A 24,887-nucleotide genomic window follows, 5' to 3' on the forward strand; every position below is an offset into this window, starting at 1 on the left:
GCATTCACAGCCATGGTCAGCCCAATGGTTATTTTGCTTAGGTCGCCTTGGGGACCATCAAATAACGTAGCAACAAAATCAGTGGTTTGCATAAAAATTCCTAAATAGTATTAACGAGAGCAAGAGTGCGGTTTGAGCCAATGGTATTGGCTTTGCTTAATCCTATGATCACACACAATGGAATTATGTATATATATATATTTTGTATATTATATATTAAGATATAATGATAGGTGTTAGCTTTTTTCTAAAGGGATGATTATGAAAAAGAATGTGGGTGGTATCGATAAGGTCCTGCGTATTTTAGTGGGGGTTGTATTGCTGCTTTTAACTTTTACTGGCACGATTGGCTTATGGGGCTGGATTGGCGTAGTGCCTTTAGTTACGGGTTTAATGGGTTACTGCCCTTTGTATCCTTTGTTGGGGCTTAGCACTTGTCCGTTAAAAAATAAATAACCACAATCGTTTTCTTCTTACGTCAAAAGACTGCTGTATGCAGTCTTTTTTTTCGTGCCTAAAAGGGGTAGTATCGATGGTTTATTTGGTGGCCTACAGCAAGGCGTAAGGAGAAAGCGCATGGAAAAGCTCATTGAATGGATACATGCAATTAATGCGATTGCATGGGGATCACCCATGCTGATGTTATTGGCGGGAACAGGTTTGTTTCTTACTGTTGGCTTAGGTTTTATGCCGCAGCGTAAACTGGGCTATGGGTTCAGAATGCTCTGGCAAGGGCGACGTAGCACAGAGCAGGGGGATATCAGCCCTTTTAATGCGTTGATGACCGCCTTGTCTGCCACGATTGGTACTGGGAATATTGCAGGGGTTGCGACAGCCATTTATTACGGGGGACCAGGCGCGATTTTTTGGATGTGGCTTATCGCACTCATTGGTATGGCGACAAAATTCAGTGAGGCCGCTTTAGCCGTGCATTTTCGTGAAGTTGATAAAAATGGGCATTATGTGGGTGGCCCAATGTATTACATTCGTAACGGCCTTGGGAAAAACTGGAAATGGTTAGGGGTGATTTTTGCTGTTTTTGGAATGTTGGCCGGTTTTGGTATAGGTAACAGTATTCAAGCAAACTCAGTAGCGGATGTGATGCAGTCTACGTTTAGCGTTCCACCTTTGTTTAGTGGTTTTATCATTGCTGGGCTGGTTGGGTTGGTGCTGCTAGGGGGTATTAAGCGCATTGGCGAGGTGGCCGGTAAGCTCGTTCCGGTGATGGCGCTATTTTATGTAGGTGGCGGTTTATTAGTATTGGTATTGCATATTGATCGCATCCCCGAAGCGGTGGGGCTAATTCTTTATCATGCTTTTAACCCTACAGCAGCCAGCGGTGGTTTTATGGGTGCCACGGTGTGGGCAGCCATCCGTTTTGGTGTGGCTCGCGGGATTTTTTCCAATGAGGCTGGGCTGGGAAGTGCACCCATTGCGCATGCTACCGCGCAAACGGATAGTCCTATTCGTCAAGGCACGGTCGCCATGTTGGGGACGTTTTTAGACACAATCGTTGTTTGTACTATTACCGCTTTAGTGATTGTGGTGACAGGCGCATGGCAAAGCGGGGAAAATGGAGCCACTTTGTCCGCCTATGCGTTTTCTCAGGGGCTAGGAGAAATTGGGCGTTACATTGTGAGTATCGGTGTTGCTCTTTTTGCTTTTACTACTATTATCGGGTGGAGTTTTTATAGTGAGAAATGCGCACAGTTTTTGTTTGGGGAGAAATCCAATCTACCTTTTCGCTTGATTTGGGTGGTGGTCATTCCTATTGGGACATGGCCTGGTATGGACTTAGCCAGTTTATGGCTAGTGGCAGATACGTTAAATGCGTTAATGGCGGTGCCGAATCTTATCGCATTGTTATTGCTTAGTCCGGTTGTATTTAAACTGACCAAAGCGTATTTTTCTCAGCATCACTAAAACCTAGTAAAAAGCTCGGTAATATGCCGAGCTTTTTACTTAAGAAACGTATTCGGTATTAGCGGTAGCGATTAATAATACGCTGTTTGCAAAGCTCTGCCACCATAGGCTGAATTTTTTCTAATAAGCTCAAGCATGTGTTTTGACCAATGCTACGCCATGCGCCCGAGGGACGTGGGCCAAATAAAGAGGGGGCGTCTGGTTGAAACGCGCCGATAAATTGGTTGCTATCCACATGGGTAATGTGCATATAGCTGGATCCAGGAACTACGCTCCCCGTAAACGTTTGGCCATCGATTTCGAACTGATAAGACATGGTATTTCCTTTTTAGCTCTTTAGCACCATGCAGGGTGAGCAAGTCGGTATAAAAAACCCATAAAAAAAGCCCGCAACAGCGGGCAGCGATATCCCATTGGTTGCGTAATGCCGCATTATTTGTCCACCTTGTGTGGGTCACAGGTTGGCATGGGGGGTAACCCCAACTCGTAATGCATAAAAACACTATAACGGTAAATAAAACCGGTTGTCAAGCGTAGGTGTCATCATACTGCTGGCTATGTTGTAAATAATAATTGTTTTTATTATTGTTTTTTTTAATCTGGAATTAAAGTTGTTTGATAATTTAATTCATGATGTATTCATGAGAGATGAGGTATCTTTGTAAAATAATAAATAGTTATTTTAAGGCTGGTTAAATGAAAAAGATTCTCATCGCTTTTATCGCTTTGTTTAGTGCTTTATGGGCTTTGGACGCTTTTATGCATCCTATTGCCGGTGGTGATTTATTATGGCAGTGGCGAAATTATCTCTTGTATTACACCGGTGTTGTGTCATTTGCCTTAATGGGATTCGTAATGCTTTTGGCGACACGTCCTGTATGGGCGGAGCGTTGGGTAGGGGGCATGGATCAGGTTTATCAGCTGCATAAATGGGCAGGGATTTGGGCTGTTTTATTTGCGGTGAGTCATTGGTTAATTAAATTATCAAAGCCTCTGATTGTTGCTTTGATTGGTAATGCTAACCGAGCTACTAAAACTCCATTGCTTTCTTTTTTTTCTGACTATAAATCGTTAGCTAAGTCTCTTGGGGAATGGGCAATATATGCTGCTATTATTATGCTGGTATTGACGCTTTGGCGCTCTTTCCCCTATAAGTTTTGGCGACATTTGCATCGTATTATGCCGGTGTTGTTTTTAATGGTGGGCTTTCACGCGTTGGTTTTAATGCCGTTGTCATATTGGACACAACCCATAGGCTTTGGGCTAGTGACGATGTTGGGGTTGGGGCTATATGGTGCATGGCAGGCTCTAACCCAGCGAATAGGGATGAAACATCGTTATTTGGCGCAGGTTGTTCAGTGCGAGCTGGGCCAAGATCAGGTCTTATTTTTGCGTGCGCAAGTTGATGCGCGTTGGCCTAATCACCAGCCAGGGCAGTTTGCTTTTATTTGTTTTGATCGCCAAGAAGGGGCGCATCCTTTCACGATCGCAAGTGCTCCACATGCCGATGGTCATATTGATTTTCGTATTAAGGCGTTGGGCGACTATACGCAGAAAATGGCAGCAAAGATGCGTCCTCATATGTTTTTTGAGATAGAGGGGCCGTATGGTCAGTTTGCATTAGATCGTATTAACCTTCAGCGCGAGCAAATTTGGATTGCCGGCGGCATTGGTATCACCCCATTTATTGCTTGGCTAGAAGCTTTGATCATGCAGCCTCAAGCGGTGACTGCTCAGTTGCACTATTGTATTGATAGAGCCGAGGACAGCGCAGCCTGCCATTATTTGCAGCAATTAGCGGCGCAGTTACCTACTATTCACTTATCAATCCATGAGAGTGCTAAAGGGCAGCGCTTAACGCCCGAACTACTGATGTCAACCATGTCTACCACACAAAACTATGAGCTTTGGTTTTGCGGCCCCACAGGCTTGTTGCACGCGCTTGAAGCAACACTAAAACAAAACTTTGATCGTGAGCAGCTCACTATTCATAGCGAAGCGTTCCAAATGCGATAATGAGAGTTCGTTAGTTGTCAATTGATATGCAGAGGAATTGTTACCGGACCATCATTAATAAGATGGACCTGCATATCCGCACCAAACTGTCCCGTTTCCACGATAGGGTGGATCGCCTTGGCTTGAGTAACAAACAAATCAAATAGTGCTTTGGCTTGGGCGGGTGGGGCGGCCTGGGTAAAGCTAGGTCGATTCCCACGACGGGTGTCTGCGGCTAGGGTAAACTGGCTTACCAGTAAAAGTCCCCCACCAGTTTGCCCAATATTCTGATTCATTTTTCCGTCTATATCACTAAAAATTCTTAAAGAGATAATTTTTTGCAACATTTTGTCAATTGTTGCGGGGGTGTCTGTGGGCTCAGCACAAGCAAAAACCAAAAGCCCTGCACCGATTTCCCCAGTAAGTCTTTCATTTATCATCACTTTTGCTTTTTTTACGCGTTGCACTAGACAAATCATCGTTATATACCTTGCTTTATATGGTGTTGTAGACATTAAGGGTACAATAAACATAATGTGACAGACTTCGTTACAGCGAACAAAACCTGTCTGTCTCGGAATGTATTATTGATTACCTTTGTTGGAGAGCGTCCATGAATAACATGAGTCGGCGCCAGTTTTTTAAGGTAACAGGGGGAACACTAGCCGGGTCAAGCTTGGCCATGCTAGGGGTAGCACCAACGCCTGCCGTAGCAGCGGCGCGTCAATACAAATTGACACGCATGGTCGAAACCCGCAGCACCTGTCCTTATTGTTCGGTAGCCTGTGGAATTTTACTGTATAGCCTAGGTGATGGCGCGATGAACGCCAAACCAAGTGTTGTGCACATCGAAGGGGACCATGATCACCCTGTTAACCGCGGGACACTCTGTCCTAAAGGTGCAGGTTTGGTTGATTTTATCCACAGTCCGAACCGTCTTAAATATCCCGAGTACCGCGCGCCCGGTTCCGATACGTGGCAGCGTATCTCTTGGGATGAGGCCCTAACCCGTATCGCTAAACTCATGAAAGAGGACCGCGATGCCAACTTTGTGGAAAAGACGGATGACGGCAAAACCGTAAACCGTTGGACAACCACAGGTATGCTTGCTGCCTCTGCCAGTAGTAACGAGGTGGGTTACATCACCCACAAAGTAGTTCGTACGCTGGGGATGTTGGCATTCGATAACCAAGCACGCGTTTGACACGGTCCGACGGTGGCAGGTCTTGCCCCGACGTTTGGCCGAGGTGCGATGACGAACCATTGGGTCGACATCAAAAACGCCGATGTGGTCTTAATTATGGGCGGTAACGCAGCAGAAGCTCACCCTTGCGGGTTTAAATGGGTTACTGAAGCCAAGGCTCATAACAATGCAAAACTGATTGTGGTTGATCCGCGCTTTACACGCTCTGCTTCTGTGGCGGACTTGTACGCGCCCATTCGTACCGGAACCGATATTGTGTTCTTGGGCGGTGTGATCAAATACTTATTAGATAACGACAAAATCCAACACGAGTACGTGCGTAATTACACGGACTTTAGCTTTGTGGTGCGCGAAGATTTTGACTTCGAGGACGGGATTTTCTCCGGCTATGACGAGGAAAATCGTACGTATAACAAAGACTCGTGGGATTATGAGCGTGACGAAGACGGTATGGTTGTGGTGGACCGCACTCTACAACACCCTCGTTGCGTTTATCAGCTATTGAAAAAACACTACGAGCGCTATACGCCAGAAATGGTGAATCGCGTCTGTGGTACGCCGATTGATAAATTTAATCAGGTCTGTGAGCTGCTCGCGTCTACGTCAACCCCTGATCGTGCCGGGACGATTTTGTATGCGCTTGGTTGGACACAGCACTCGATTGGCTCCCAAATCATTCGTACAGGCGCCATGATGCAGTTGTTACTAGGTAACATCGGTATCGCGGGTGGTGGTATGAACGCGTTGCGTGGTCACTCCAACATCCAAGGCCTAACCGACTTGGGTTTAATGTCAAACTTGCTGCCTGGCTACATGACGTTGCCAAACGAGGCCGAGCAAGACTTTGATGCCTATATTGCGGCGCGTGCGCCTAAACAGTTACGTCCTAACCAGCTTAGTTACTGGAGTAACTACAAAAAATTCCACGTCAGCTTGATGAAAGCCTGGTGGGGTGATCATGCACATGCTGACAATAACTTTGCTTTTGATTATTTGCCAAAGCTCGATAAGCTGTACGATATGCTACAGACCTATGAGCTCATGAACCAAGGCAAGGTCAATGGCTACATTTGTCAAGGCTTTAACCCATTAGCCGCAGCACCGAACAAAGCTAAGCTACTCAAAGGCTTCTCTAAACTAAAATACATGGTGATCATGGATCCATTAGTGACAGAGACCTCTGAATTCTGGCGAAATGTTGGTGAGTACAACGATGTAAAAACTGAAGACATTCAAACAGAAGTCTTCCGCTTGCCTACCTCTTGTTTTGCAGAGGAGGAAGGTGCATTGGTGAACTCAGGTCGATGGTTGCAATGGCACTGGAAAGCGGCAGAACCCCCAGGGGAAGCCAAAACCGACATTGAAATCATGGCGCTGCTTTATCAAAACATCCGTGCGCTTTACGAAAAAGAGGGCGGGGCATACCCAGATCCAATTCTGAATCTGTACTGGCCTTACTCTAACCCAAATCACCCAACCGCCGAAGAGCTAGCCAAAGAGCTAAACGGTCGTGCTTTGGTGGATTTACGTAATGCCAATGGTGATATTATCCGCAAAGCGGGTGAGCAGCTTTCTGGCTTTGGTGAGATGCGTGATGATGGCTCTACCTTAGGTGGTTGCTGGATTTATGCAGGTTCCTGGACTGAAGCCGGCAACATGATGGCACGTCGCGACAATAGCGATCCGACTGGCGTGGGTCAAACCCTGAACTGGGCTTGGGCATGGCCAGCTAACCGTCGTGTGCTTTATAACCGTGCTTCGTGTGACCTGGACGGTAAGCCGTTTGATCCAACGCGTTCATTGATCCATTGGGATGGTAAAAAATGGACAGGGGCGGATGTGCCTGACTTTAAGGCCGATGAAACCCCACGTGATGGAATGGGGCCATTTATTATGAACCCCGAAGGCGTGGCCCGTTTCTTTGCACGCAAAGGCATGGCCGAAGGTCCATTCCCCGTTCACTACGAACCCTTTGAGACTCCGCTTGGCTATAACCCATTGTTTAAAGACAATGATAAAGCCACAAGCAATCCTGCCGCACGCGTGTTTAAAGACGACTGGGCGCAGTTCGGAAAATCCGATCAGTTCCCTTATGTGGGTACCACATACCGTCTAACCGAGCATTTCCATTACTGGACTAAGCACGTGCAGCTCAACGCGATCATTCAGCCGCAGCAGTTTGTGGAGATTGGAGCAGAGCTAGCGGGAGAACTGGGCATCAAAGAAGGCGATATGGTAAAAGTTTCCTCCAATCGTGGCTATATCAAAGCCAAGGCGGTGGTCACTAAGCGTATTCGTGGTCTAGATATTGATGGCAAACGGGTACATCAGATTGGTATCCCCATTCACTGGGGCTTTGCTGGGATTACTAAACCCGGGTTCTTGGCGAATACACTGACTCCATTTGTTGGAGACGGTAACTCGCAAACCCCCGAGTTCAAATCCTTCTTAGTCAACGTGGAAAAGGTGTAAGGAGTCATCATGGCATTAGAAGCAATGGACATTAAACGTCGCTCGGCGACTACTACTCCTTCGCCTAGCGTTCGTAAACCTATCGCTGCCACCGAGGGCGTTGCTAAATTGATCGATACATCCAAATGTATCGGCTGTAAAGCATGTCAGGTGGCCTGTATGGAGTGGAACGACCTACGTGACGAAATCGGTCATAACGTTGGGGTGTATGACAACCCAGCAGACTTGACCGAAAACACGTGGACGTTGATGCGTTTTGCAGAGCACGAAAAAGACGATGGCGATCTAGAGTGGCTCATCCGTAAGGATGGCTGTATGCACTGTGAAGACCCAGGCTGTTTAAAAGCCTGTCCTTCACCGGGCGCTATTGTTCAGCATACCAATGGTATTGTGGACTTTAACCAAGCCAACTGTATTGGTTGTGGTTATTGTGTCACAGGCTGTCCTTTTAATATTCCTCGGATATCTAAAGAGGACAATAAAGCCTACAAATGTACGCTGTGTTCTGACCGTGTTGCTGTAGGGCAAGAGCCCGCTTGCGTAAAAACCTGTCCTACCGGTGCAATTGTGTTTGGTACCAAAGAGGAAATGAAACAACATGCTGCAGAGCGTGTCGTGGATTTGCAATCGCGTGGTTACCAAAATGCTGGTTTGTACGATCCACAAGGTGTGGGTGGAACGCACGTGATGTATGTATTGCATCACGCGGATCAACCCGAGCTTTACAGCAACTTACCTAAGGACCCGCAAATCAGTCCGATGGTGTCTTTCTGGAAAGGCCTAGCTAAGCCTTTTGGCGTGGCAACGATGGCATTAACCGCATTGGTTGGATTTATCCATTACATGCGCACTGGTCCAGTTGAAACCACCGAGGACGATGAGCGCGCAGCCAAGGAGGAAACCCATGTCTGATCCTAAAAAATACACGATTGTTCGCTACACTCCGAGCCAGCGCATCAATCATTGGATCATTGCTATTAGCTTTGTGCTGTTAGCGGTTTCCGGTTTGGCGCTGTTTCATCCCGCTTTTTTCTGGATGACGAATCTGTTAGGTGGTGGTCCGTGGACACGCATTTTGCATCCCTTTATTGGGGTGGTGATGTTTGTCAGTTTCTTTGCTTTTGCTATTCGTTTATGGCGTTTTAACAAAATAACGAAAAAAGACAGAGAATGGCTGGCAGCCATGCCTAAAGTATTAAAAAATCAATCGGAAGGTGTGCCGGATACGGATCGCTATAATGGCGGTCAAAAGGTACTGTTTTACGCTTTGATTATTTTAATGCTTGGCCTGATGGCTTCAGGTATCGTGATGTGGCGTGAGTACTTCTCGCACTTATTCAGTATTGATATGGTGCGTTTAGCTTCTTTGCTACATGCTTTCTTTGCCTTCTTGCTAATTTGTGCCATTATTGTGCACGTCTATGCAGGTATCTGGGTCAAAGGTTCTATGCGTGCAATGACGCGTGGTACTGTTAGCCCCGGATGGGCGTGGAAAAATCACCGCGATTGGTACCGTAAAATCGTACGTGGTTCTAACGCAAAATAAGCGTTTCTCTTAGTTTTACACCACGTTGGCTGCTGTCGTTCTCAGAGCGATAGCAGCCGTCTTTTTCTTAGGAGTTTCGATGCAACGCATCCTACCCCGTGGTGAGATCGAAAGTTTGGATCACACCCATATTCCTCGTATTTTTCAAGCTGAATCTCGTTTTGTTTTTCAGGAGCGTGCGAGCCGTTTACGTCAATTGGCAACAGATAGTCCAATTCAAGCCTATTTGTTGCTGATGGCGCATGTGGCTGATGCCCAGCATAATGCTTTGGCCAAGTACACCGCCTTACCTGGGGCAAGTGCTGAACAAGTAGATCGAGCTCAAACACACGGCATGCCCCCATTACAAGCCACGGGTTGGCAGCGCGATCCGCAGTGGCGCCAGATCCTGGCAGATATTGTGCAAGAGGTGCTTCAGCAGCCAGATGTATTAGCGGCAGCCCAAACCGTTTTAAAAGACTTGTTGCAAGCGATAGAGCAGGAGCCAGAGCAGCTGGAAGCCTTGGCAGATGCCATGCTTGCTCGCTTTGAGGAGGGCATTGATGCGGCTCGCGCTCCTTTTGTGATGGCGGCCTTGCAGGTGTATTGGACGCGCTTAGCGGTGGATTTTGATACCGCACAATTACCAGTGATTACCCCTTTTGGTGTCTGTCCATGTTGTGGGAGCTTGCCGGTATCTACCATTGTTCGCATTGGAGGCTCGCGAGAGGGCATGCGCTATGCGACTTGTTCCCTGTGTTCTACTGAATGGCATATCGTACGGGTGACTTGTACGCATTGTGAGGACACGGAGAAAATTGCGTATCATTCTATTGCCGATGCGTCGGAGGCGATCAAAGCCGAGTCATGCGGAAAATGTCATACCTACCGTAAAATCTTCTATCAGGAAAAAGATCAAATGGTTGAAGCTGTGGCAGATGACTTAGCGAGCTTGGAGCTAGACGTACTCATGGGCGATGAGGGTTTTTTCCGCGTCAATGATAATCCGTTGTTATGGCAGAGCGCAAAGGACTCATGATTGATTCCACTTCTTTGGATCCGACGGCGTTAGCACAGCCGGCAGATTTGCCGGCTGTGGATCGGCTTTTAAGTGAGCCCGCATTTGCATTGTGGGTGCAGCAACATGGTCGTCAGCTTATCACCCAACAGCTGCGCAAGCTTTTACAGCAGCTACGCGCACAGGCTTTAGCAGGAAAACTCGCACGTAGTGAGCTCAATGTAGTGCAATTGGCAGCGCGATTTGAAAAACAATTACAACAATACCTGCAACCTCAGTTGCGTCCGATGATCAATTTGACCGGCACCGTTTTACATACAAATTTGGGCCGAGCCTTATTGCCCGATGAGGCGGTGCAAGCGGTACTGACGGCGTTGACTACCCCTGCCAATTTAGAGTTTGATGTGCGCACGGGCAAGCGTGGGGATCGAGATGATCTGGTAGAAGCTTTGATTTGTGAGTTAACTGGCGCTGAGGCCGCTACTGTGGTGAATAATAATGCCGCTGCTGTCTTGCTGATGCTAAGCACAATGGCGGCGGAACGCGAGGTGGTGGTATCGCGTGGAGAACTAGTAGAAATCGGGGGAGCGTTCCGTATCCCTGATATTATGCAGCGTGCTGGCGCTCGGTTAATCGAGGTCGGTACCACTAACCGCACCCATGCCCATGATTATGAGCAGGCTATTTGTGAGCAAACGGCGATGCTTATGAAAGTGCATTGCAGTAACTATGCTGTGGTTGGTTTTACTAAAGAGGTGAACTTGACCGAGCTGGTACAAATCGGTCGGCGCCATGGGGTTCCTACTACGGTGGACTTAGGTAGTGGTACTTTAGTGGATTTATCACAATGGGGGCTCCCTAAAGAGCCCACAGTAAAAGAAACCATTGCGGCGGGGGCTGATGTGGTGACTTTTAGCGGGGATAAGTTATTAGGGGGACCGCAGGCTGGTCTCATTGTAGGGCGTAAAGACCTGATTCAAAGCATCAAGAAAAACCCCTTGAAAAGAGCGCTGCGTGTGGGTAAATTAACGCTTGCCGCCTTAGAGCCGGTTTTAGCCTTGTATCGTAGCCCCGAGCACTTAGCTCAGCGTCTAACCACATTACGTCTGTTAACGCGCCCTGCTGTACAGATGCAGGAGCAAGCAAAAGCATTACAACCCCTGTTGCAGCAAGCACTAGGCTCGGACTATACGGTGGCAGCAGAGCCTATGCTGAGTCAAATCGGCAGTGGTGCCATGCCCATTGATGTGTTGCCCAGTTATGGCTTAGTGGTGCGCTATGTGGGGGCGGGGCGAGCTGGTGGGCCGATTATGCGTGTGGAAAAATGGTTACGTGGGCAGCAGCGCCCCGTTATTGGACGTATTCAGCACGATACCTTGTTTTTAGATTTACGCTGTTTAAGCGCGGCAGAACAAGCTATTCTGCAAGCGCAATGGAGCACCGCTTTAGCATGATTGTTGGTACAGCAGGACATATTGACCACGGTAAAACCGCTTTAGTTCACGCATTAACGGGGGTGCAGACCGACCGATTGCAAGACGAAAAAAAGCGCGGCATTACGATTGCTTTGGGTTATGCGTATACCCCATTGCCCAATGGTGATATTTTAGGTTTTGTTGACGTGCCCGGTCATGAAAACCTAGTGCATACCATGGTGTCTGGGGCGACGGGTATTGATTTTGCTATGCTCATCGTAGCAGCAGACGATGGCATTATGCCGCAGACACAAGAGCATGTGGCGATTCTATCTTTGTTAGGTATCCAGCACGGCTGTGTGGTAATTACCAAAAAAGATCGTGCGCAACCTGAGCAGATAGACGCCTTAAAACAGCAGCTGTGCGTACTATTACAACCGACGTTTTTAGCACAGGCGCCCGTATTTGTGGTTGATAGTCTATCGCAAGAGGGTATTGAGCCTTTACGTCAGTATTTATATGAACAGGCTCAGTGGTTCCAACGTCAGGCTGCAGAAGGCTTTTTTCGTTTGGCCGTAGACCGAGTGTTTAGTCTAGAGGGACAAGGAACAGTAGTAACGGGGACTGCGTATAGTGGGTTGATTCATGCAAATAGCACCGCGGCGGATTTACGATTGATGCCGGCCGATATGCCGGTACGAGTACGTGGCATTCATGCCCAAAACACGCCTAGCTCCACGGCTGTGGCAGGGCAGCGTTGTGCCTTAAATATAGCGAATTTGTCTACAGAGCAAATTCAACGTGGTGATTGGATTGCGGATGGGCGCTGTTTTAGTCCATCGACGCATATCGATGTGCGCTTGCATTTATTAAAGAGCGCAGAGGGGCTTTTAAAAACATGGACGCCTGTCCATGTGCACCTTGGAGCGGCGCATTATGTGGCTCATGTGGTGCCTTTAAGCCAAGATCGGGTGCAGGCTGGGCAGTCGGCTCTGGTGCAGTTGGTGTTTGATACGCCTATTTGTGCTATGCCCAGTGACCGCTTTATTGTGCGTAATGCCCAAGCCAAACAAACGATTGGTGGGGGTGTAGTATTAGATCCAAATGCCCCTGATCGTAAACGTCGTGCCTTAGCGCGTTTAGCATGGCTAGATGGTGTCGAGGCTTATTTAGCCGGCGACGGGCTTGCCCCGCTATTACGTCAAGCGCCGTATGGTTTGGAGCAAGCCTTTTTAGAGCGACTCATTGGTGGTGACACCAAGGATTTACGCGCTCCCGAAGCCGCTTTGTGGGCACAAGCGCCTCGTCAACGTGCCCGTGTGCTGATCCATCATAATGCTTGGGAATACCTGCTGGCACGCATTGAAACCGTATTGGCGGAGGCCCATGAGCGTTATCCTGATGAGCCTGGGGTCGAAGCCGCACGATTGCGTCGTATGGTGGCACCTAAGTCGTCGGATACCTTATGGTTGGCGGCGTTACATGAGCTGGTGCAGCGCCAACGTCTGGCTTTAAATGGACCTTGGTATCATTTAAGCGCCCATACAGTGAGCTTTACCCCAGAAGAAGAACCAATTGCGCATCAGTTGGTTGGGTTGTCGTATGCGGGGCAGTTTGATCCCCCTTGGGTTAGAGATATGGCAGCAACACTTGAGGTTCCCGAGGAGCGTTTACGTGCGCTAGGGCGTAAGCTGGTACGCCAAGGGGTTTTGTTTCAGGTGGTGCGTGATTTATACTATCATCGAGATCATGTTTTGGATTTAGCGCAGCGCTTTGCGCGCTTAGCTGCCGACAAGGGTATTAAAGCGGCAGAGTTTCGTGATCATTTAGGTCTCGGGCGCAAAAGAACGATTCAAATCCTCGAGTTTTTTGAGCGAATTGGCTATACTCGTCGTTTGCGGGATCGCCATTTGATTCGTCCCGATAATACCGTCTTTCCCCATCTTTAATGGGGCTCTTTTACGGAAAGCATTCGTATCCGGTGATGCGGCTGGGCTTCAAACCCAGTTGGGGGTGTTAGACACTCCTAGGTAGGTTCGACTCCTGCTGCTTTCCGCCATCTTCTATTGGCCACATGTGCAACGTGTTTTGCCTTTATTTCGAGTTTCGGAGCCAATTCTCATGTCTGATATAAAAACTTCTGATGCTGTGCGTCTTACCTCTTTAGCACATGGTGGAGGCTGTGGTTGTAAAATCGCACCAGGTGTGTTGTCTGAGCTATTAGCGGCTATGCCGGCGATGTCGAACTATCCTCAACTGTTGGTGGGTACAGATACCTCGGACGATGCCGCCGTGTATCAGCTCAATGATGAGCAGGCACTGATTGCGACCACTGATTTTTTTATGCCTATTGTCGATGATCCCTATGATTTTGGGCGGATTGCGGCTACTAATGCGCTTTCTGATGTATACGCCATGGGGGGGACACCGATTATGGCACTTGCCATTGTGGGCATGCCCATTAACACCATGAGCCATACCGACATTGGTTTAATTCTTAAAGGTGGGGCAGATGTTTGTCAGGCTGCGGGGATTCCTGTGGCTGGCGGGCATTCCATTGATTCGGTGGAGCCAATTTATGGCCTAGCAGCTATGGGGTTGGTGCATCCGGCACATGTCCGTAAAAATGCAGCGGCTCAAGTAGGAGATGTGTTAATTCTTACTAAAGGCTTAGGCATTGGGGTGATGTCGGCGGCATTTAAAAAGCAGCAGCTATCTCAAGCCGATTATGCTGTGATGATCCAAAGCACAACGCAGTTGAATCGGCCAGGGAGTTTATTAGCTAAAATGGATGGGGTTCATGCGCTCACGGATGTCACTGGGTTTGGGTTGTTGGGGCATGCGTGGGAAATTGCTCGCGGTTCAAAAGTAAAAATCGAGCTGGATTTTGCGGCATTGCCGTGGTTACCGAATGTGCCAGAGCTTGCTTCGCAAGGCTTTATTACAGGGGCATCTGGGCGTAATTGGCAAGCTTATGGCGAGCATATTCAGTTAGCCGAGACAGTGACGGCTACACAGCGTGGTATGCTGACAGATCCACAGACCTCGGGAGGCTTGTTGATTTCTTGTCGTCCTGATGTGGCGCCATCTGTTTTAGCGCTTTTGCATGAGCAGGGCTTTGATTATGCCTGTCAGATTGGTCACGTTACAGCAGGCTCGGGTGTTCAGGTCAAATAAACCGCCTTGTTTGTTTAGATAAGATAAAAAGCCGCTACTATAGATGCTAGCGGTTTTTTTATAGGGGATCCTATGCCTACTTTTGTCTTTTTTCCGGCGGTATTACTGCGTGTGTTTTTGGCGTTGTCGCTGCTACTGGGCGGTTTTTATGCTACGGCACAAGCTGTGGAATCTGAGGGGGTGCGAGATATAGCTCAAGAGTTAGACCAAGCACGCACGGAGCTAAAACAAATTCAGGCGGCACTTGCCGATAGCAAAATACCATTTACGGACCAGCAGTTGGTGGATTTTCGTAATCGTTTGAATCAAGTGCAAACCAAAGCAGCAGGGATTGATACGACCATTACTCCTTTACATCAAGCCGCACAAGCACGTCTAGCGGAGTTGGGCCTACCAGAGGATGAAGCAACAGAGACACAAGATGTGAAAAAACAGCGCTCTGCTTTGAACGAAGAGATCAGCACATTAAGTGGACAGCTTAAGATTGCGCGCTTGATTGCAGTAGAGGCTGAGCAAGCCATTTCAGAAGTAGCGGCGCAACGTAGGCAACAGTTCCAAGATGTGGTGTCACAGCGAGGCCTGTCACCTTTTGCCCCATCTTTATGGCGGCAGTTACAGGAGAAATTGCCAGATGATCGCTTGGCAGTACAGAAAAGTTGGCAAAAAATTAAAGAGGCATTTGCGCCGGTAGCGTGGCAGCATAAGCTCTGGCTTGGTGTGGGGGCACTGGTGTGGGCCTTAGGTGGGATCGCCATTTGGTTTCGGTTCATCCGTTTTTTAGTCAATAAAAGCCAGCCTACGCGTTTACGTAGAAGTCTGCTTGCCATCGGTTTAATTGGTTTGTATGTGGCGATTCCTACGGGTGTGTTATTGATTTTGTTATCGGTGCTGATGTATGCCGAGGGCTTAACGCCCGAGCTATTGCTATTTGTCCGACAGTTTATTGCGGTGGTGGCTTTGGCCGCTTTTATTGCAGGATTAGGTCGAGCATTATTATCGCCCCATAAGCCCACATGGCGCTTACCGAGTCTACCCAATGAAGTGGCGCAGGCGTTGCAATGGTTACCACTGACTTTAGGGGGATTAATCATTGTGCTATGGACTTTACAGCAGTTAACGCATGTGATTAGTTCAAGCTTAAGCACAGTGATGTTAACCAATGGTTTGTTAGCTTTAGGGTTAAATGCTGTGGTTGGCATAGCCGTATGGCGCGCGCAACGTTATTATCGTAAAGAGGGTGGGCTGGATTTAGGTTCAGTTTGGTTAACGGGCTTGCACCGTGTTGCTTTGCGTTTAGTAAGCTTAGCGGTGTTATGTAGTGTAATAGCTTTATTGGTTGGTTATACCGCATTAAGTAATTTGATCATCCAAGAGGTGATTTGGCTGGGCGTGGTGGTATTAACGACCTATTTGTTGTATTGCTTGCTGAGTGATGTGGCGCAAGCGGTATTAAATAATGTCCGTCAAGATGCAGCGCAAAGCCAATTGAATCAAGCGCAATGGCGATGGCGTAGTCAAGCGGTCTTATTACTTAGTGGGGGCGCTAAGCTTGGGTTATTGCTTGTAGCAGCGACGTTATTTTCTTTGCCATTTGGTGAAGACCCCGTGATTTGGTTGCAACGCCGTTTGGCGTTTTTGTCGCAAGGCTTTACTTTTGGTGAGGTCACCTTAAAACCAGCCGCCTTTTTGTATGGCATGGTTGTGCTCGTGGTTGGTGGGTTGGCCGTACACAGCTTACAGGCTTGGTTAGCGAATCAGTATTTGCCTTATACGCGCTTGGATCCTAGTATGCGTTCATCGGCGGCGCGTTTGGTGAGTTATGTAGGCTACGTAGCCGCAGTAGTAGTCGCTTTATCTGCAGCCGGGATTGGTTTTGACCGAATGGCTTGGATTGTTAGTGCCTTGTCAGTAGGGATCGGTTTTGGGTTGCAGGCAGTAGTGCAAAACTTTGTTTCTGGGTTGTTGCTTTTAGCAGAGCGGCCAATTAAAGTGGGCGATTGGGTAAGCTTAGGCACGGATGTGGAGGGAAATGTGCGCCGGATCAATGCGCGTGCCACAGAGATTGAGCGCTTTGATCGTTCTACTGTAATTGTGCCAAACTCAGAGTTCATCACCAAAGTGGTGCGTAATGTGACCTTGAGTGAGCCATTGGGGCGGGGGCAAATCACCGTGGTCATGCCAGTAAATGTGGATGCACAGCAGGTACGAGCGTGTTTATTGCGTGCGGCACAAAGCAATGAACAAGTATTAGAGGACCCCGCGCCTTTTGTGACTGTGGATGGTTTTGAGCAAAATGGTGGGATTGCATTTAGTTTATTTTTTTATTTGCCCTCACCCCGTTTAGTGAGTGCGCAACGTAGTGAGGTCTTTTTCGCTGTGTTGGAGTTATTTGCTCAAGCTCGTTTGGCTTTACATCATACCCAGCGAATGGAGGTCATTGGGCCAGCCTCTTCAGGGGTGGAAGCGGTGGCGGCCGTGCCACCTTCAGCCGCTGATGCCTCTTCTGTATGTAAAACAAGTTAAGGTTGTGCGATGAGCGCTTGGCAAATGGGGCGCTTTATGGTTTAGTTAAGACGATTGTTGGTTTAATAAATAAGGTAAAGCATGCGTTTTTTGGCAGTAATGATGATGGCGTTGGTGTTAGCGGCATGTGGCTCTAGCCCTAAAAAGCAACAGGCCCCTCAAGGCTATTATCGAGTGCAAAAAGGGGATACGCTTTCCAAGATTGCGCGACAGCATGGGCAAAGCGTAAATGCGTTGATGCGGAACAATAACATCCGGAACCCGAATCATATTCAAGTAGGGCAGTTATTGCGAGTGCAGGGTGGGAGTGCGAGTCCCCCAGCAGCGTCTGGTACATCTACTGTACAAGCACCCAAAGCAACGACAGCCCAGTCAGTGGCGGCTCCACGGTCTATTAAGTTGATTTGGCCAGCTCCGGGCTCGCATCGTCGTGGAACAGGTCCTCAGTCTCAAGGGGTGTTTATTACGGGAGCAGAGGGCACGCCCATTAAGGCAGCGGCCGCTGGCAAGGTCATGTATGCAGGTAATGGCTTAAGAGGTTATGGCAATATGGTGATTATTAGCCATGATGCAAACTTTATTAGCGTCTATGCCCATAACAAATCGCTTGCTGTAAAAGAAGGACAGTCAGTAAAACAAGGGCAAACCATCGCGCAAATGGGGCGTACGGACACGAATACCACTCAGTTGTATTTTGAGTTGCGTTATAACGGTAAGGCCGTGGACGCAACACGCCATTTGCCGGCTAAATAATCACATCTTTAGCATGACCTAGCGCTTTGGGGCGCTGCCCTAGCCAAGTGGCCAGCCCCAAAGGCTGCGGTTTGCCTAGACGCACTCCTTGGACTTCATGCTGTTGCAAAATTAATTGCAGTTCCCAAGCAAGCTCCAACCCAATATAGTCTTGTACCCATTGTCGCAATTGTAGATAGCCACGCTGTGTGGGCAAAAAATAATGAAATTGCCCATAGGATAAGGGTCCCAGTTGTAGGCGGAATTTATATTGCGCATCATAGTATTTTTTGCCTAAAGGGTGTTCACCCAATACACCAGTGCCTAAGCGCCATTGCTGAGTTTTTGGTAAAGAAATCCATTGTGGAATATGGTTTTGTAGCTGAACAGGCACCGTAAAAAAATCACGTAATAACTGTACAAGACCAGCCGCGTTGCGCCGAGACTGAGCCAATAAGCCCGAAAAATAAAGTCGAGCGTGGGGAGCGATCAGCTCTGGACTTCCCTGAGGAGGATAGGGAATGCGGGCGAGTTGTGCCACATAGTGGCTAAAAGTCTCAGTAGGGTGGTCTAAGCTAAGCGCACACTGGTTATCTGCCCAAGCTCGATAAAACAAGCTAATTAAACGATGGTGAAAGAGGTTGGCGAACTGCGTAAACGTGGCATCATGATGATGGTGCAAACGTTGATAGGCGTATTCGGTTAAATGCAAAGGTAACGCCCCGTTTGGTCCAAACAAGCCAAAACTAGCTATATGTACATGCAGCTGTTGGTTTTTGTAGGTTGCACGTTGTAATGTAGCTGGCGCAAAAGCCAAGGACGGGTGCTGTCCTAACCGAATCGGCTCGTGCGCTGGGAGCAGGTTACGCCCTAAAGGTTTTTTTAAAGGGTAGTGATTTTCTAGCTGGCGTAATACCGCATACCAATCATAGGCGTAGGGGCGTTGTGTCAGCTGTTCATAATACGAAGACAAAAAAGACGCGTTTGACATGCGGGCTATTGTAATGAGGCATTGTGACAATTATTTGACGAAGGTGGCGTGAGATGTTACGGCTTGGATAAGCCTTGTTACCTTTGGTAAATAACGCTTCACTTGGTTGTCATATTCGATTCTTACAATGTGTGGGTTGGTTGAGGAGATACCCATGCAAAGAATAGTTGTGGCCCATAGTCCATTTGGCTCATCTTTATTATTTAAACGTTTGGAAGGTACGGAAGCACTATCAACGGTTTTTGACTTTGATGTCGAACTGGTTAGTGAGGATGCGTCTTTAGATGCACGTCAAATTCTTGGTAAGGGCTTAGGATTAGCTATCGAGGTCGACTCAGGGCAAACGCGATATTTGCATGGTGAGGTCGTACGCTTTAGTTATATTGGTCAAGAGTTAGGTGGTCCGCGTTTGGCGCGTTATCGACTCCAGTTGCGCCCCTGGCTTTGGTATTTAGGTCGTAACCGCGATTGTAAGATTTACCAGAATCAATCCGTGGTGGAAATTCTGGACGAAGTGCTTGGTTCCTACCCCGGTTACCAATATCGCAAACAGCTCAGTGGTAGCTACGCTAACTATGAGTTTTGTGTGCAATATGAAGAGAGCGACTTGGATTTCATCCAACGCTTGATGGAGCAAGAGGGTATTTATTATTACATTGAGCATCAGGCAGATCATCATGTGGTGGTGTTATGTGATGATGTAAGCGCGCATGAGATGCTACCGCATCAGTCGAATATTGCCTATTACCCTGAAGACAGTAATGTGCTCGCCACGGAACAAGCCATTTATGCGTGGCGTTCGCACCAACAACTCCAGGGGGTAGAGTATGTGGTGGATGACTATGACTTTACCAAGTCAGCGGCCAGTTTACGGCAACAGCGCCGTGTCCCTTATTCGATCACCCAAGCGAATCGAGAGATTTATGATTGGCAAGCGGGTTATGCTGATCCCGATCAGGGCGAGCACTATGTACGAGTGCGGGTGGAGCAGGCGCAGTCTGCTGCTAGCTTGGTTGAGGGGGAATCGAATGTCCGCGCTTTTGCCCCAGGCTATTTTTTTCATTTAAAGCAAAGTCCGCGTCAGCAGGATTGTCAAGATTACTTATTGGTAGCCGTACGCTATGAGCTGAGCGAGGCGGGATATTACAGTGGGGACGCGACCGGTGAAGGCAGTTATCTGCTGGCTTTTAGTGCACAGCCAGCCGATATCCCTTATCGAGCTCCGTTTGTCACCCCTAAGCCAAAGACCAATGGGCCGCAAACGGCAATTGTCACTGGGCCTGCTGGAGCAGAAATCTATACGGATAAGTTTCAGCGTGTCAAGGTGCTATTTCGTTGGGACCGTTATGGTTTAGCGAATGAGCAATCCTCGTGCTGGATTCGCGTTTCCAACGATTCTGCAGGAGCTGGTTTTGGTTCGGTGGTGCCGCCTCGTGTTGGTCAGGAAGTGGTGGTGGACTTTATTGGTGGCAATCCTGATCGACCGGTAATTATTGGGCGCGTATACAACGACCAGCAAATGCCTGCGTTTACGCCTTCGCCCACCCAATCTGGTTTTGTGAGTCGGTCTTTTGGTGGAGGAGGCGCAGCCAATGCGAATCATTTGATTTTTGATGATGCTGCGGGGGCCGAGCTGGTGCATTTGCATGCAGAGCGTAACGCAAAAAACACCACGGAAATGAATTATGACCAGCAGGTGGGAGTGGATCACCATTTGCAAGTTGGGAATAATCACCAAATTGAGATTGGTAATAATTTAATGACGGTCATTAAGGCCATGGAGCAGCGTTTAGTGCAGGCCGAGCAACGCATTCAAGTCAATAGCAATGCGCTTCATCAATATGACAGTAATTTTGAGCAGCGTATCAGTGGGATGGAGGAGCGTGTGACGGAAGCGGAGCAGCATATCCGTGTAAATAGCCACGCTATCCATCATTACCAAGGTAATTTAGCTAGTGAAATCACTGGTGACGAAACGAAGCACATTAAGTCGAATCAATACTTAGAGGTACAAGGGCTTGTCATTAATCAGCTGAAAAAGATTATCAGTAAGGTGAGTCAGGATTCGGAGGAAACGATACAGGGGGATAAAGAGAGTACAGTCAAGGGTTCTTTGAGACAGTTTTTGAGTCAGTATATAGAGATGGTGGGCCTTGAAAAGCTGACTATTAGTCCGCTTACCTATGGCTTGGAGGTAATGAGCGTGAGTAGCACTGGGGTCAGCGTAAGTGCAACGGGAATGGATGCGAGTATTACCGGGGCCTCTGCCTCTCATACTTTTCATGAAATTATTTCAAAGAGCAAAAAAGAGGAGATAGCCGCTACAGAGCGCTCAATTAGACTGTCAGAAATTCGTAGCGAGGTGCTAGTGAGATCCATGATTGGTGTGAAAAAAAAGCAGGCTGGGATGCAGCGTGAAATGAGTGGCTTAAAAAATAGTATGAGCGCGTTGGACAGTCGTAGTAACGGCTTAACGAGTGTGAATTAAGGGGGCAGTGATGTTGGGGTATGTAGGAGCGGCGTTGAATTGGATCGGGTTGTACGGATTTCTTATCGGGGCGATCGTAATGATCATTGCTGGGATAGTGCGGTATTACAAAAGGAAAGTCTCGTTGTTGGATAACATCGCCTTTCTTGGCATGATATTGTTTTTTTTGGCCGTGCATTTCTTGGTGTTTAAACCTTTTTTGATTGATCCGCGCAAAGAACAGTTTTACCTAGCAGAGCATGGGGTAATCACCAGAGGGTGTATTGGTTCTTTGACAGACACCTCGATGTATATAAATGGGATGCCTGTATTGAAAATGTTGATGCGATATCGTTTTGATGACAAGGCTTATGAAACTGTGGTCGAGCAAGCGATTCCTTATTCTATCCTGTCAGAGGTGCGAGTCGGGCAGTGTTTTGCGCTATTAGTGGATCCTGCCAACCCACGGCGTGTGGTCTTGCATTAAAAAACCACCCTAAGCCATCAATAGAAATCTAAAAAATGGGTTGCAGTTGAATTATGTCTATTAAAGCGATTAAGCCATTACGGCTCTCTTTATTGTATCGCCCCTATCAGTGGCATGGTGCGAATCATTTAGCGGTTACGGCGGTGGCATTGGTGGATTTCTCGGGGCCTCGGCCTTTGTTAGTATCCGATATGGAGTTATGGCGCCAGTGTATTCCAGAAATGGATTGTGAGGGTTTATTGGATTTAGTGTTACCCAAACAGGTACCTGAATACTTAGTGGCCGCCCAAGCGTATACGACACATCAAGATCAAAAAAACCAAGTGATGGTGAAAGCGAAAGTAGGCGAGCTAGAAAAATCCTTGGTGGTATTTGGGCAAAGGCATTGGATTGATGAGAGAACCTTTTCCGCGCCCCAAGCGTTTGAATGCATGCCATTGCATTGGGCGCATACGTATGGGGGAATAAGCTTTGCCAATAATCCACAGGGTAAAGGGATCGATGTGGACCCGCACACAGGATATGTGCCTTTGCCTAACGTGGAAGGATTAACTGATCGGGTGCAGCAGCGGCGAGATCAGGGTAAACCAACTTCCTTTGGGCCAATGCCTATGCTGTGGCCGCAGCGTTATCAATATATAGGAAGCTATACCGATCATTGGCGGCAGTATGAGTCCCCTGGTTTTTTTGCAGATATGAATCCGTTGTTTTTTAATGCGGCGGCAGAAGACCAGCGTTGGTCACAGCGCGACGAAGTGCCTTTAGGTGCTGACTTTGCTTTTTGGCATATGCACCCCACTAAAGCCTGTTGGCAAGGGCGTTTACCTGAGTGGCGGATTCGGTGCTTTATGCAACAAAAAGTAGCCGGGGTGTGGCAGGATAAGGAAATGCCCTTACGAGCGACAACTGTGTGGTTTATTCCACATCAAGAGCGCGCGGTGTTGCTCTTTCATGGCAGTGTGCCGGTCGCGGAGCATGATGCCAGTGACGTAAAAACATTGATGGTAGGGCTAGAAGAGTCGGCGACGTTTGCACATTCTGCAGAGCATTATTTTGCCATGATGCACAAGCGATTAGATCCCAAGCTAGGGGGGTTATATGTGGAGGCGGATGAGCAACTGATTCCTGCTGCGCTGATGGCACCCTTAGATTTGGGCATCGAGGCCGTGCAACAAAGTGCAACATGGATAAAAAGCCAGAATCTTCAAAATCAACGGCTGATGGATCACAAGGCATTTTTTGAGGAAATCGGCGAGGATCCTGAGTGGTATCGGATTGAGCAAATGGGGCCACCCCCACCGGATGATCCGATTTATCAGTCAGATGAGGATTTTTTTTCTACTTCTGTAGAAGAGCACTTTGAGCAAGCATGTGCTGAAATAGATAAAAATCATGAAAAAATCCTTCGAGAGTCTGGTTTATCTGTAGAACAGCAGGCGCATTTCTTACAAAAAAAACCTACCTCTGTGTTGATTGAGGATCCTGACGAAGAGGATAAAGAGTCCCCGCATCGTGGTCCCCCTGTTCCTGTTAAAGAAGCGCTGCCAGAGCTGCAGTTATTACAACAAGTAGTTGGAAAGGATGGGCAAATAAATAGCGAAGCTCTGATTAAGCTGGCCTCTGGTTTAGGTTCGGATTTTTCTCAGCTTGATATACCAAAAACGGTGGCGGTGCCGAAGTCGTCAGGTTTGAGTACGTTGTTAGAGCGAGAGCAAGAGTCTGCGCCGATGGGTGCAGAAGCTTTCGAGCAGATGGAGCGCTTAGAGGAGCTGCGTAAGCAGATGTATTTACTTAGTGCGCAAAGTCAGTCGCCTGTGGACCCATTAAGCGACCCAGAAAATGAACAGGCAAAAAAGCGGTTTTTACAGAAAATAGCGCAGCAGAAGGGCATCGCGCATGTAGATTTTTCTGGGATGAGGTTAAGCGGCTTGAGCTTAACAGAGGCGGATTGTTCTCAAGCGTGGCTAGAAGGTGCAGATTTATCCCATGGCCATTTTTCTCATTGCGTCTTTGATGAAGCGGTATTAACGCGGGCGAATTTGAGCCACGCGCGCTTTGAGCATTGTCGCTTTATTAGAACCAATCTTGCGCAAGGGCAATGTGAACAAACGTATTTTGTCGGGTGTACCTTTGAAAATGTAGAACTAGAGGGCATACAACTTGCGCAGAGTTATTTTATGGATTGTGATTTCCAACAGCTGTTTATTGAGGAGTTGGATTTTAGCTCTTGTGTAATCCAAGGCGGCACCATGCAAAGTGTGATGTGTGATCGGAGCCAGTTGCAGCACACGAAATGGCTGCATGTGCAGTTTAAAAAAGTCACTTGGCAGCAGTGTGAGTTTTTGGATTTTATGTTTGATGAGTGTGAGTTTGATAGTTGTGGCTTTTTTATAAACCGTATAGAAGCACTAGTTTTTAGCGCGTGCGCGATGAATAACTCGGCACTGCATTATCAAAATCAGGTACAGCAATTTGCCATGTTGGGGTGTGATGTTTACCAGTGCTTTTTTCGGGAAATGGACTTCGCGCAGGCGGACTTTTCTTTGAGTCGATTAGAGATGTGTGACTTTACGCATTGTGATTTAAGTGAAGCGGTTTTTTATCGTTGTGATGCGCCTAAGGCAAATTTCACCCACGCTCATTTGCATCAAGCGAGTTTTCACCAAGCCAATTTAATTGAAGCCTGCTTTAAAGCCGCTGATATGCGTTTTGCAAATTTCAAAGAAGCGAATTTGTTCAGAGCAGATGCAAGCCTTGCCCATTTGGATGAGAGTACGGTATTGCATGGGGCTTATATTAAAGAGATCAACATTTACCCCCAACGTCAGGAATACCAGCATGAATAAAGAGACGTTGATTCGTTTGGGTCAGATAGGGGATAGTGCGACGCAAGTGGTATTAGAGGGGTTGCATTTAACCCAAGCGGATCTTGCTGCAATGAGCTTTGATGAGGTGCGC

At 47.8% G+C, this 24,887-nt stretch carries 18 protein-coding genes, 1 tRNA gene and 1 riboswitch; of the genes, 16 read left to right on the forward strand and 3 right to left on the reverse strand.

The window, feature by feature from the left end:
- Nucleotides 1-261: 261 nt before the first annotated feature.
- Both Q1V74_RS09185 and Q1V74_RS09190 read left to right on the forward strand, forming a co-directional pair.
- Nucleotides 262-456 (forward strand): DUF2892 domain-containing protein, encoded by a 195-nt coding sequence (locus tag Q1V74_RS09185; protein WP_300648348.1) that lies wholly within the window; start codon nucleotides 262-264, stop codon nucleotides 454-456.
- A gap of 120 nt (nucleotides 457-576) precedes the next feature.
- Nucleotides 577-1,923 carry a sodium:alanine symporter family protein gene (locus Q1V74_RS09190; protein ID WP_300648350.1) on the forward strand — a complete coding sequence of 449 codons (1,347 nt, stop codon included), beginning with the start codon at nucleotides 577-579 and terminating at the stop codon, nucleotides 1,921-1,923.
- A 58-nt stretch (nucleotides 1,924-1,981) separates the two neighbouring features.
- On the opposite strand, the gene Q1V74_RS09195 is transcribed toward Q1V74_RS09190, so the two are convergent.
- A complete protein-coding gene (locus tag Q1V74_RS09195; RefSeq protein ID WP_260649673.1) occupies nucleotides 1,982-2,239 on the reverse strand; it encodes a hypothetical protein in 258 nt (85 codons plus the stop codon).
- Between the two features lie 87 nt (nucleotides 2,240-2,326).
- A riboswitch (SAM-I-IV-variant riboswitch) is annotated at nucleotides 2,327-2,421 on the reverse strand.
- Nucleotides 2,422-2,619: 198 nt separating this feature from the next.
- Between Q1V74_RS09195 and Q1V74_RS09200 the strand changes: the two genes are divergently transcribed.
- On the forward strand, nucleotides 2,620-3,939 hold the full coding sequence (locus Q1V74_RS09200) for a ferric reductase-like transmembrane domain-containing protein (protein ID WP_300648352.1): 1,320 nt from the start codon (nucleotides 2,620-2,622) through the stop codon (nucleotides 3,937-3,939).
- A 17-nt stretch (nucleotides 3,940-3,956) separates the two neighbouring features.
- Here Q1V74_RS09200 and dtd read toward each other — a convergent pair whose 3' ends face one another.
- Nucleotides 3,957-4,397 (reverse strand): D-aminoacyl-tRNA deacylase, encoded by a 441-nt coding sequence (dtd, locus tag Q1V74_RS09205; protein WP_300648354.1) that lies wholly within the window; start codon nucleotides 4,395-4,397, stop codon nucleotides 3,957-3,959.
- 134 nt (nucleotides 4,398-4,531) lie between these two features.
- On the opposite strand from dtd, the gene fdnG reads away from it, so the two are divergent.
- The 10 genes from fdnG (at nucleotide 4,532) to Q1V74_RS09255 (ending at nucleotide 18,005) form a co-directional block, all read left to right on the forward strand.
- Nucleotides 4,532-7,594 (forward strand): formate dehydrogenase-N subunit alpha, encoded by a 3,063-nt coding sequence (gene fdnG, locus Q1V74_RS09210; protein WP_300648356.1) that lies wholly within the window; start codon nucleotides 4,532-4,534, stop codon nucleotides 7,592-7,594.
- A gap of 9 nt (nucleotides 7,595-7,603) precedes the next feature.
- On the forward strand, nucleotides 7,604-8,506 hold the full coding sequence (fdxH, locus tag Q1V74_RS09215; protein WP_260649677.1) for a formate dehydrogenase subunit beta: 903 nt from the start codon (nucleotides 7,604-7,606) through the stop codon (nucleotides 8,504-8,506).
- The gene (locus Q1V74_RS09220) at nucleotides 8,499-9,140 is read left to right on the forward strand and encodes a formate dehydrogenase subunit gamma (protein ID WP_260649678.1); all 642 of its coding nucleotides are present in this window, start codon (nucleotides 8,499-8,501) and stop codon (nucleotides 9,138-9,140) included. Before fdxH ends, Q1V74_RS09220 begins: the two co-directional genes overlap by 8 nt.
- Nucleotides 9,141-9,219: 79 nt before the next feature.
- Complete coding sequence (gene fdhE / locus Q1V74_RS09225; RefSeq protein WP_260649679.1) at nucleotides 9,220-10,158, forward strand: formate dehydrogenase accessory protein FdhE; 939 nt, start codon at nucleotides 9,220-9,222, stop codon at nucleotides 10,156-10,158.
- Nucleotides 10,155-11,591: an L-seryl-tRNA(Sec) selenium transferase gene (gene selA / locus Q1V74_RS09230; protein WP_260649680.1), complete on the forward strand. Its 1,437-nt coding sequence runs from the start codon at nucleotides 10,155-10,157 to the stop codon at nucleotides 11,589-11,591. The genes fdhE and selA overlap by 4 nt, the downstream gene beginning before the upstream one ends.
- Nucleotides 11,588-13,501: a selenocysteine-specific translation elongation factor gene (gene selB, locus Q1V74_RS09235; RefSeq protein WP_300648370.1), complete on the forward strand. Its 1,914-nt coding sequence runs from the start codon at nucleotides 11,588-11,590 to the stop codon at nucleotides 13,499-13,501. The genes selA and selB overlap by 4 nt, the downstream gene beginning before the upstream one ends.
- A gap of 14 nt (nucleotides 13,502-13,515) precedes the next feature.
- A tRNA-Sec gene (locus tag Q1V74_RS09240) sits at nucleotides 13,516-13,611 on the forward strand.
- A 62-nt stretch (nucleotides 13,612-13,673) separates the two neighbouring features.
- A complete protein-coding gene (gene selD / locus Q1V74_RS09245) occupies nucleotides 13,674-14,729 on the forward strand; it encodes a selenide, water dikinase SelD (RefSeq protein WP_300648359.1) in 1,056 nt (351 codons plus the stop codon).
- A gap of 72 nt (nucleotides 14,730-14,801) precedes the next feature.
- Nucleotides 14,802-17,252, forward strand: a complete 2,451-nt coding sequence (locus tag Q1V74_RS09250) for a DUF3772 domain-containing protein (protein ID WP_300648361.1) — start codon at nucleotides 14,802-14,804, stop codon at nucleotides 17,250-17,252.
- 81 nt (nucleotides 17,253-17,333) lie between these two features.
- Nucleotides 17,334-18,005 (forward strand): peptidoglycan DD-metalloendopeptidase family protein, encoded by a 672-nt coding sequence (locus tag Q1V74_RS09255; RefSeq protein WP_260649684.1) that lies wholly within the window; start codon nucleotides 17,334-17,336, stop codon nucleotides 18,003-18,005.
- On the opposite strand, the gene tssG is transcribed toward Q1V74_RS09255, so the two are convergent.
- Nucleotides 17,998-18,975 carry a type VI secretion system baseplate subunit TssG gene (tssG, locus tag Q1V74_RS09260; RefSeq protein WP_260649685.1) on the reverse strand — a complete coding sequence of 326 codons (978 nt, stop codon included), beginning with the start codon at nucleotides 18,973-18,975 and terminating at the stop codon, nucleotides 17,998-18,000. The genes Q1V74_RS09255 and tssG overlap by 8 nt on opposite strands.
- Before the next feature lie 154 nt (nucleotides 18,976-19,129).
- Here tssG and tssI point away from each other — a divergent pair, with 154 nt between their 5' ends.
- The 3 genes from tssI to Q1V74_RS09275 are packed head-to-tail and all read left to right on the forward strand — an operon-like array spanning nucleotide 19,130 to nucleotide 24,775.
- Nucleotides 19,130-21,463 (forward strand): type VI secretion system tip protein TssI/VgrG, encoded by a 2,334-nt coding sequence (tssI, locus tag Q1V74_RS09265; RefSeq protein WP_300648364.1) that lies wholly within the window; start codon nucleotides 19,130-19,132, stop codon nucleotides 21,461-21,463.
- A 10-nt stretch (nucleotides 21,464-21,473) separates the two neighbouring features.
- Entirely contained in the window at nucleotides 21,474-21,929 is a 456-nt protein-coding gene (locus Q1V74_RS09270; RefSeq protein WP_300648366.1) for a hypothetical protein, read from the forward strand.
- 53 nt (nucleotides 21,930-21,982) lie between these two features.
- Nucleotides 21,983-24,775: a DUF2169 domain-containing protein gene (locus Q1V74_RS09275; protein WP_300648368.1), complete on the forward strand. Its 2,793-nt coding sequence runs from the start codon at nucleotides 21,983-21,985 to the stop codon at nucleotides 24,773-24,775.
- Nucleotides 24,776-24,887: the final 112 nt, after the last annotated feature.

Source organism: Paenalcaligenes sp. (genome assembly GCF_030152715.1).
GTDB classification, from domain to species: domain Bacteria; phylum Pseudomonadota; class Gammaproteobacteria; order Burkholderiales; family Burkholderiaceae_B; genus Paenalcaligenes; species Paenalcaligenes hermetiae.

Coding starts and splice junctions, on each gene's coding strand:
- tssG (WP_260649685.1), bottom strand. CDS start 18,975: ATGTCAAACGCGTCTTTTTTGTCTTCGTATTATGAACAGCTGACACAA.
- fdxH (WP_260649677.1), top strand. CDS start 7,604: ATGGCATTAGAAGCAATGGACATTAAACGTCGCTCGGCGACTACTACT.
- Q1V74_RS09195 (WP_260649673.1), bottom strand. CDS start 2,239: ATGTCTTATCAGTTCGAAATCGATGGCCAAACGTTTACGGGGAGCGTA.
- Q1V74_RS09190 (WP_300648350.1), top strand. CDS start 577: ATGGAAAAGCTCATTGAATGGATACATGCAATTAATGCGATTGCATGG.
- selB (WP_300648370.1), top strand. CDS start 11,588: ATGATTGTTGGTACAGCAGGACATATTGACCACGGTAAAACCGCTTTA.
- tssI (WP_300648364.1), top strand. CDS start 19,130: ATGCAAAGAATAGTTGTGGCCCATAGTCCATTTGGCTCATCTTTATTA.
- selA (WP_260649680.1), top strand. CDS start 10,155: ATGATTGATTCCACTTCTTTGGATCCGACGGCGTTAGCACAGCCGGCA.
- Q1V74_RS09250 (WP_300648361.1), top strand. CDS start 14,802: ATGCCTACTTTTGTCTTTTTTCCGGCGGTATTACTGCGTGTGTTTTTG.
- Q1V74_RS09220 (WP_260649678.1), top strand. CDS start 8,499: ATGTCTGATCCTAAAAAATACACGATTGTTCGCTACACTCCGAGCCAG.
- Q1V74_RS09185 (WP_300648348.1), top strand. CDS start 262: ATGAAAAAGAATGTGGGTGGTATCGATAAGGTCCTGCGTATTTTAGTG.
- Q1V74_RS09200 (WP_300648352.1), top strand. CDS start 2,620: ATGAAAAAGATTCTCATCGCTTTTATCGCTTTGTTTAGTGCTTTATGG.
- Q1V74_RS09275 (WP_300648368.1), top strand. CDS start 21,983: ATGTCTATTAAAGCGATTAAGCCATTACGGCTCTCTTTATTGTATCGC.
- Q1V74_RS09255 (WP_260649684.1), top strand. CDS start 17,334: ATGCGTTTTTTGGCAGTAATGATGATGGCGTTGGTGTTAGCGGCATGT.
- fdhE (WP_260649679.1), top strand. CDS start 9,220: ATGCAACGCATCCTACCCCGTGGTGAGATCGAAAGTTTGGATCACACC.
- selD (WP_300648359.1), top strand. CDS start 13,674: ATGTCTGATATAAAAACTTCTGATGCTGTGCGTCTTACCTCTTTAGCA.
- dtd (WP_300648354.1), bottom strand. CDS start 4,397: ATGATTTGTCTAGTGCAACGCGTAAAAAAAGCAAAAGTGATGATAAAT.
- Q1V74_RS09270 (WP_300648366.1), top strand. CDS start 21,474: ATGTTGGGGTATGTAGGAGCGGCGTTGAATTGGATCGGGTTGTACGGA.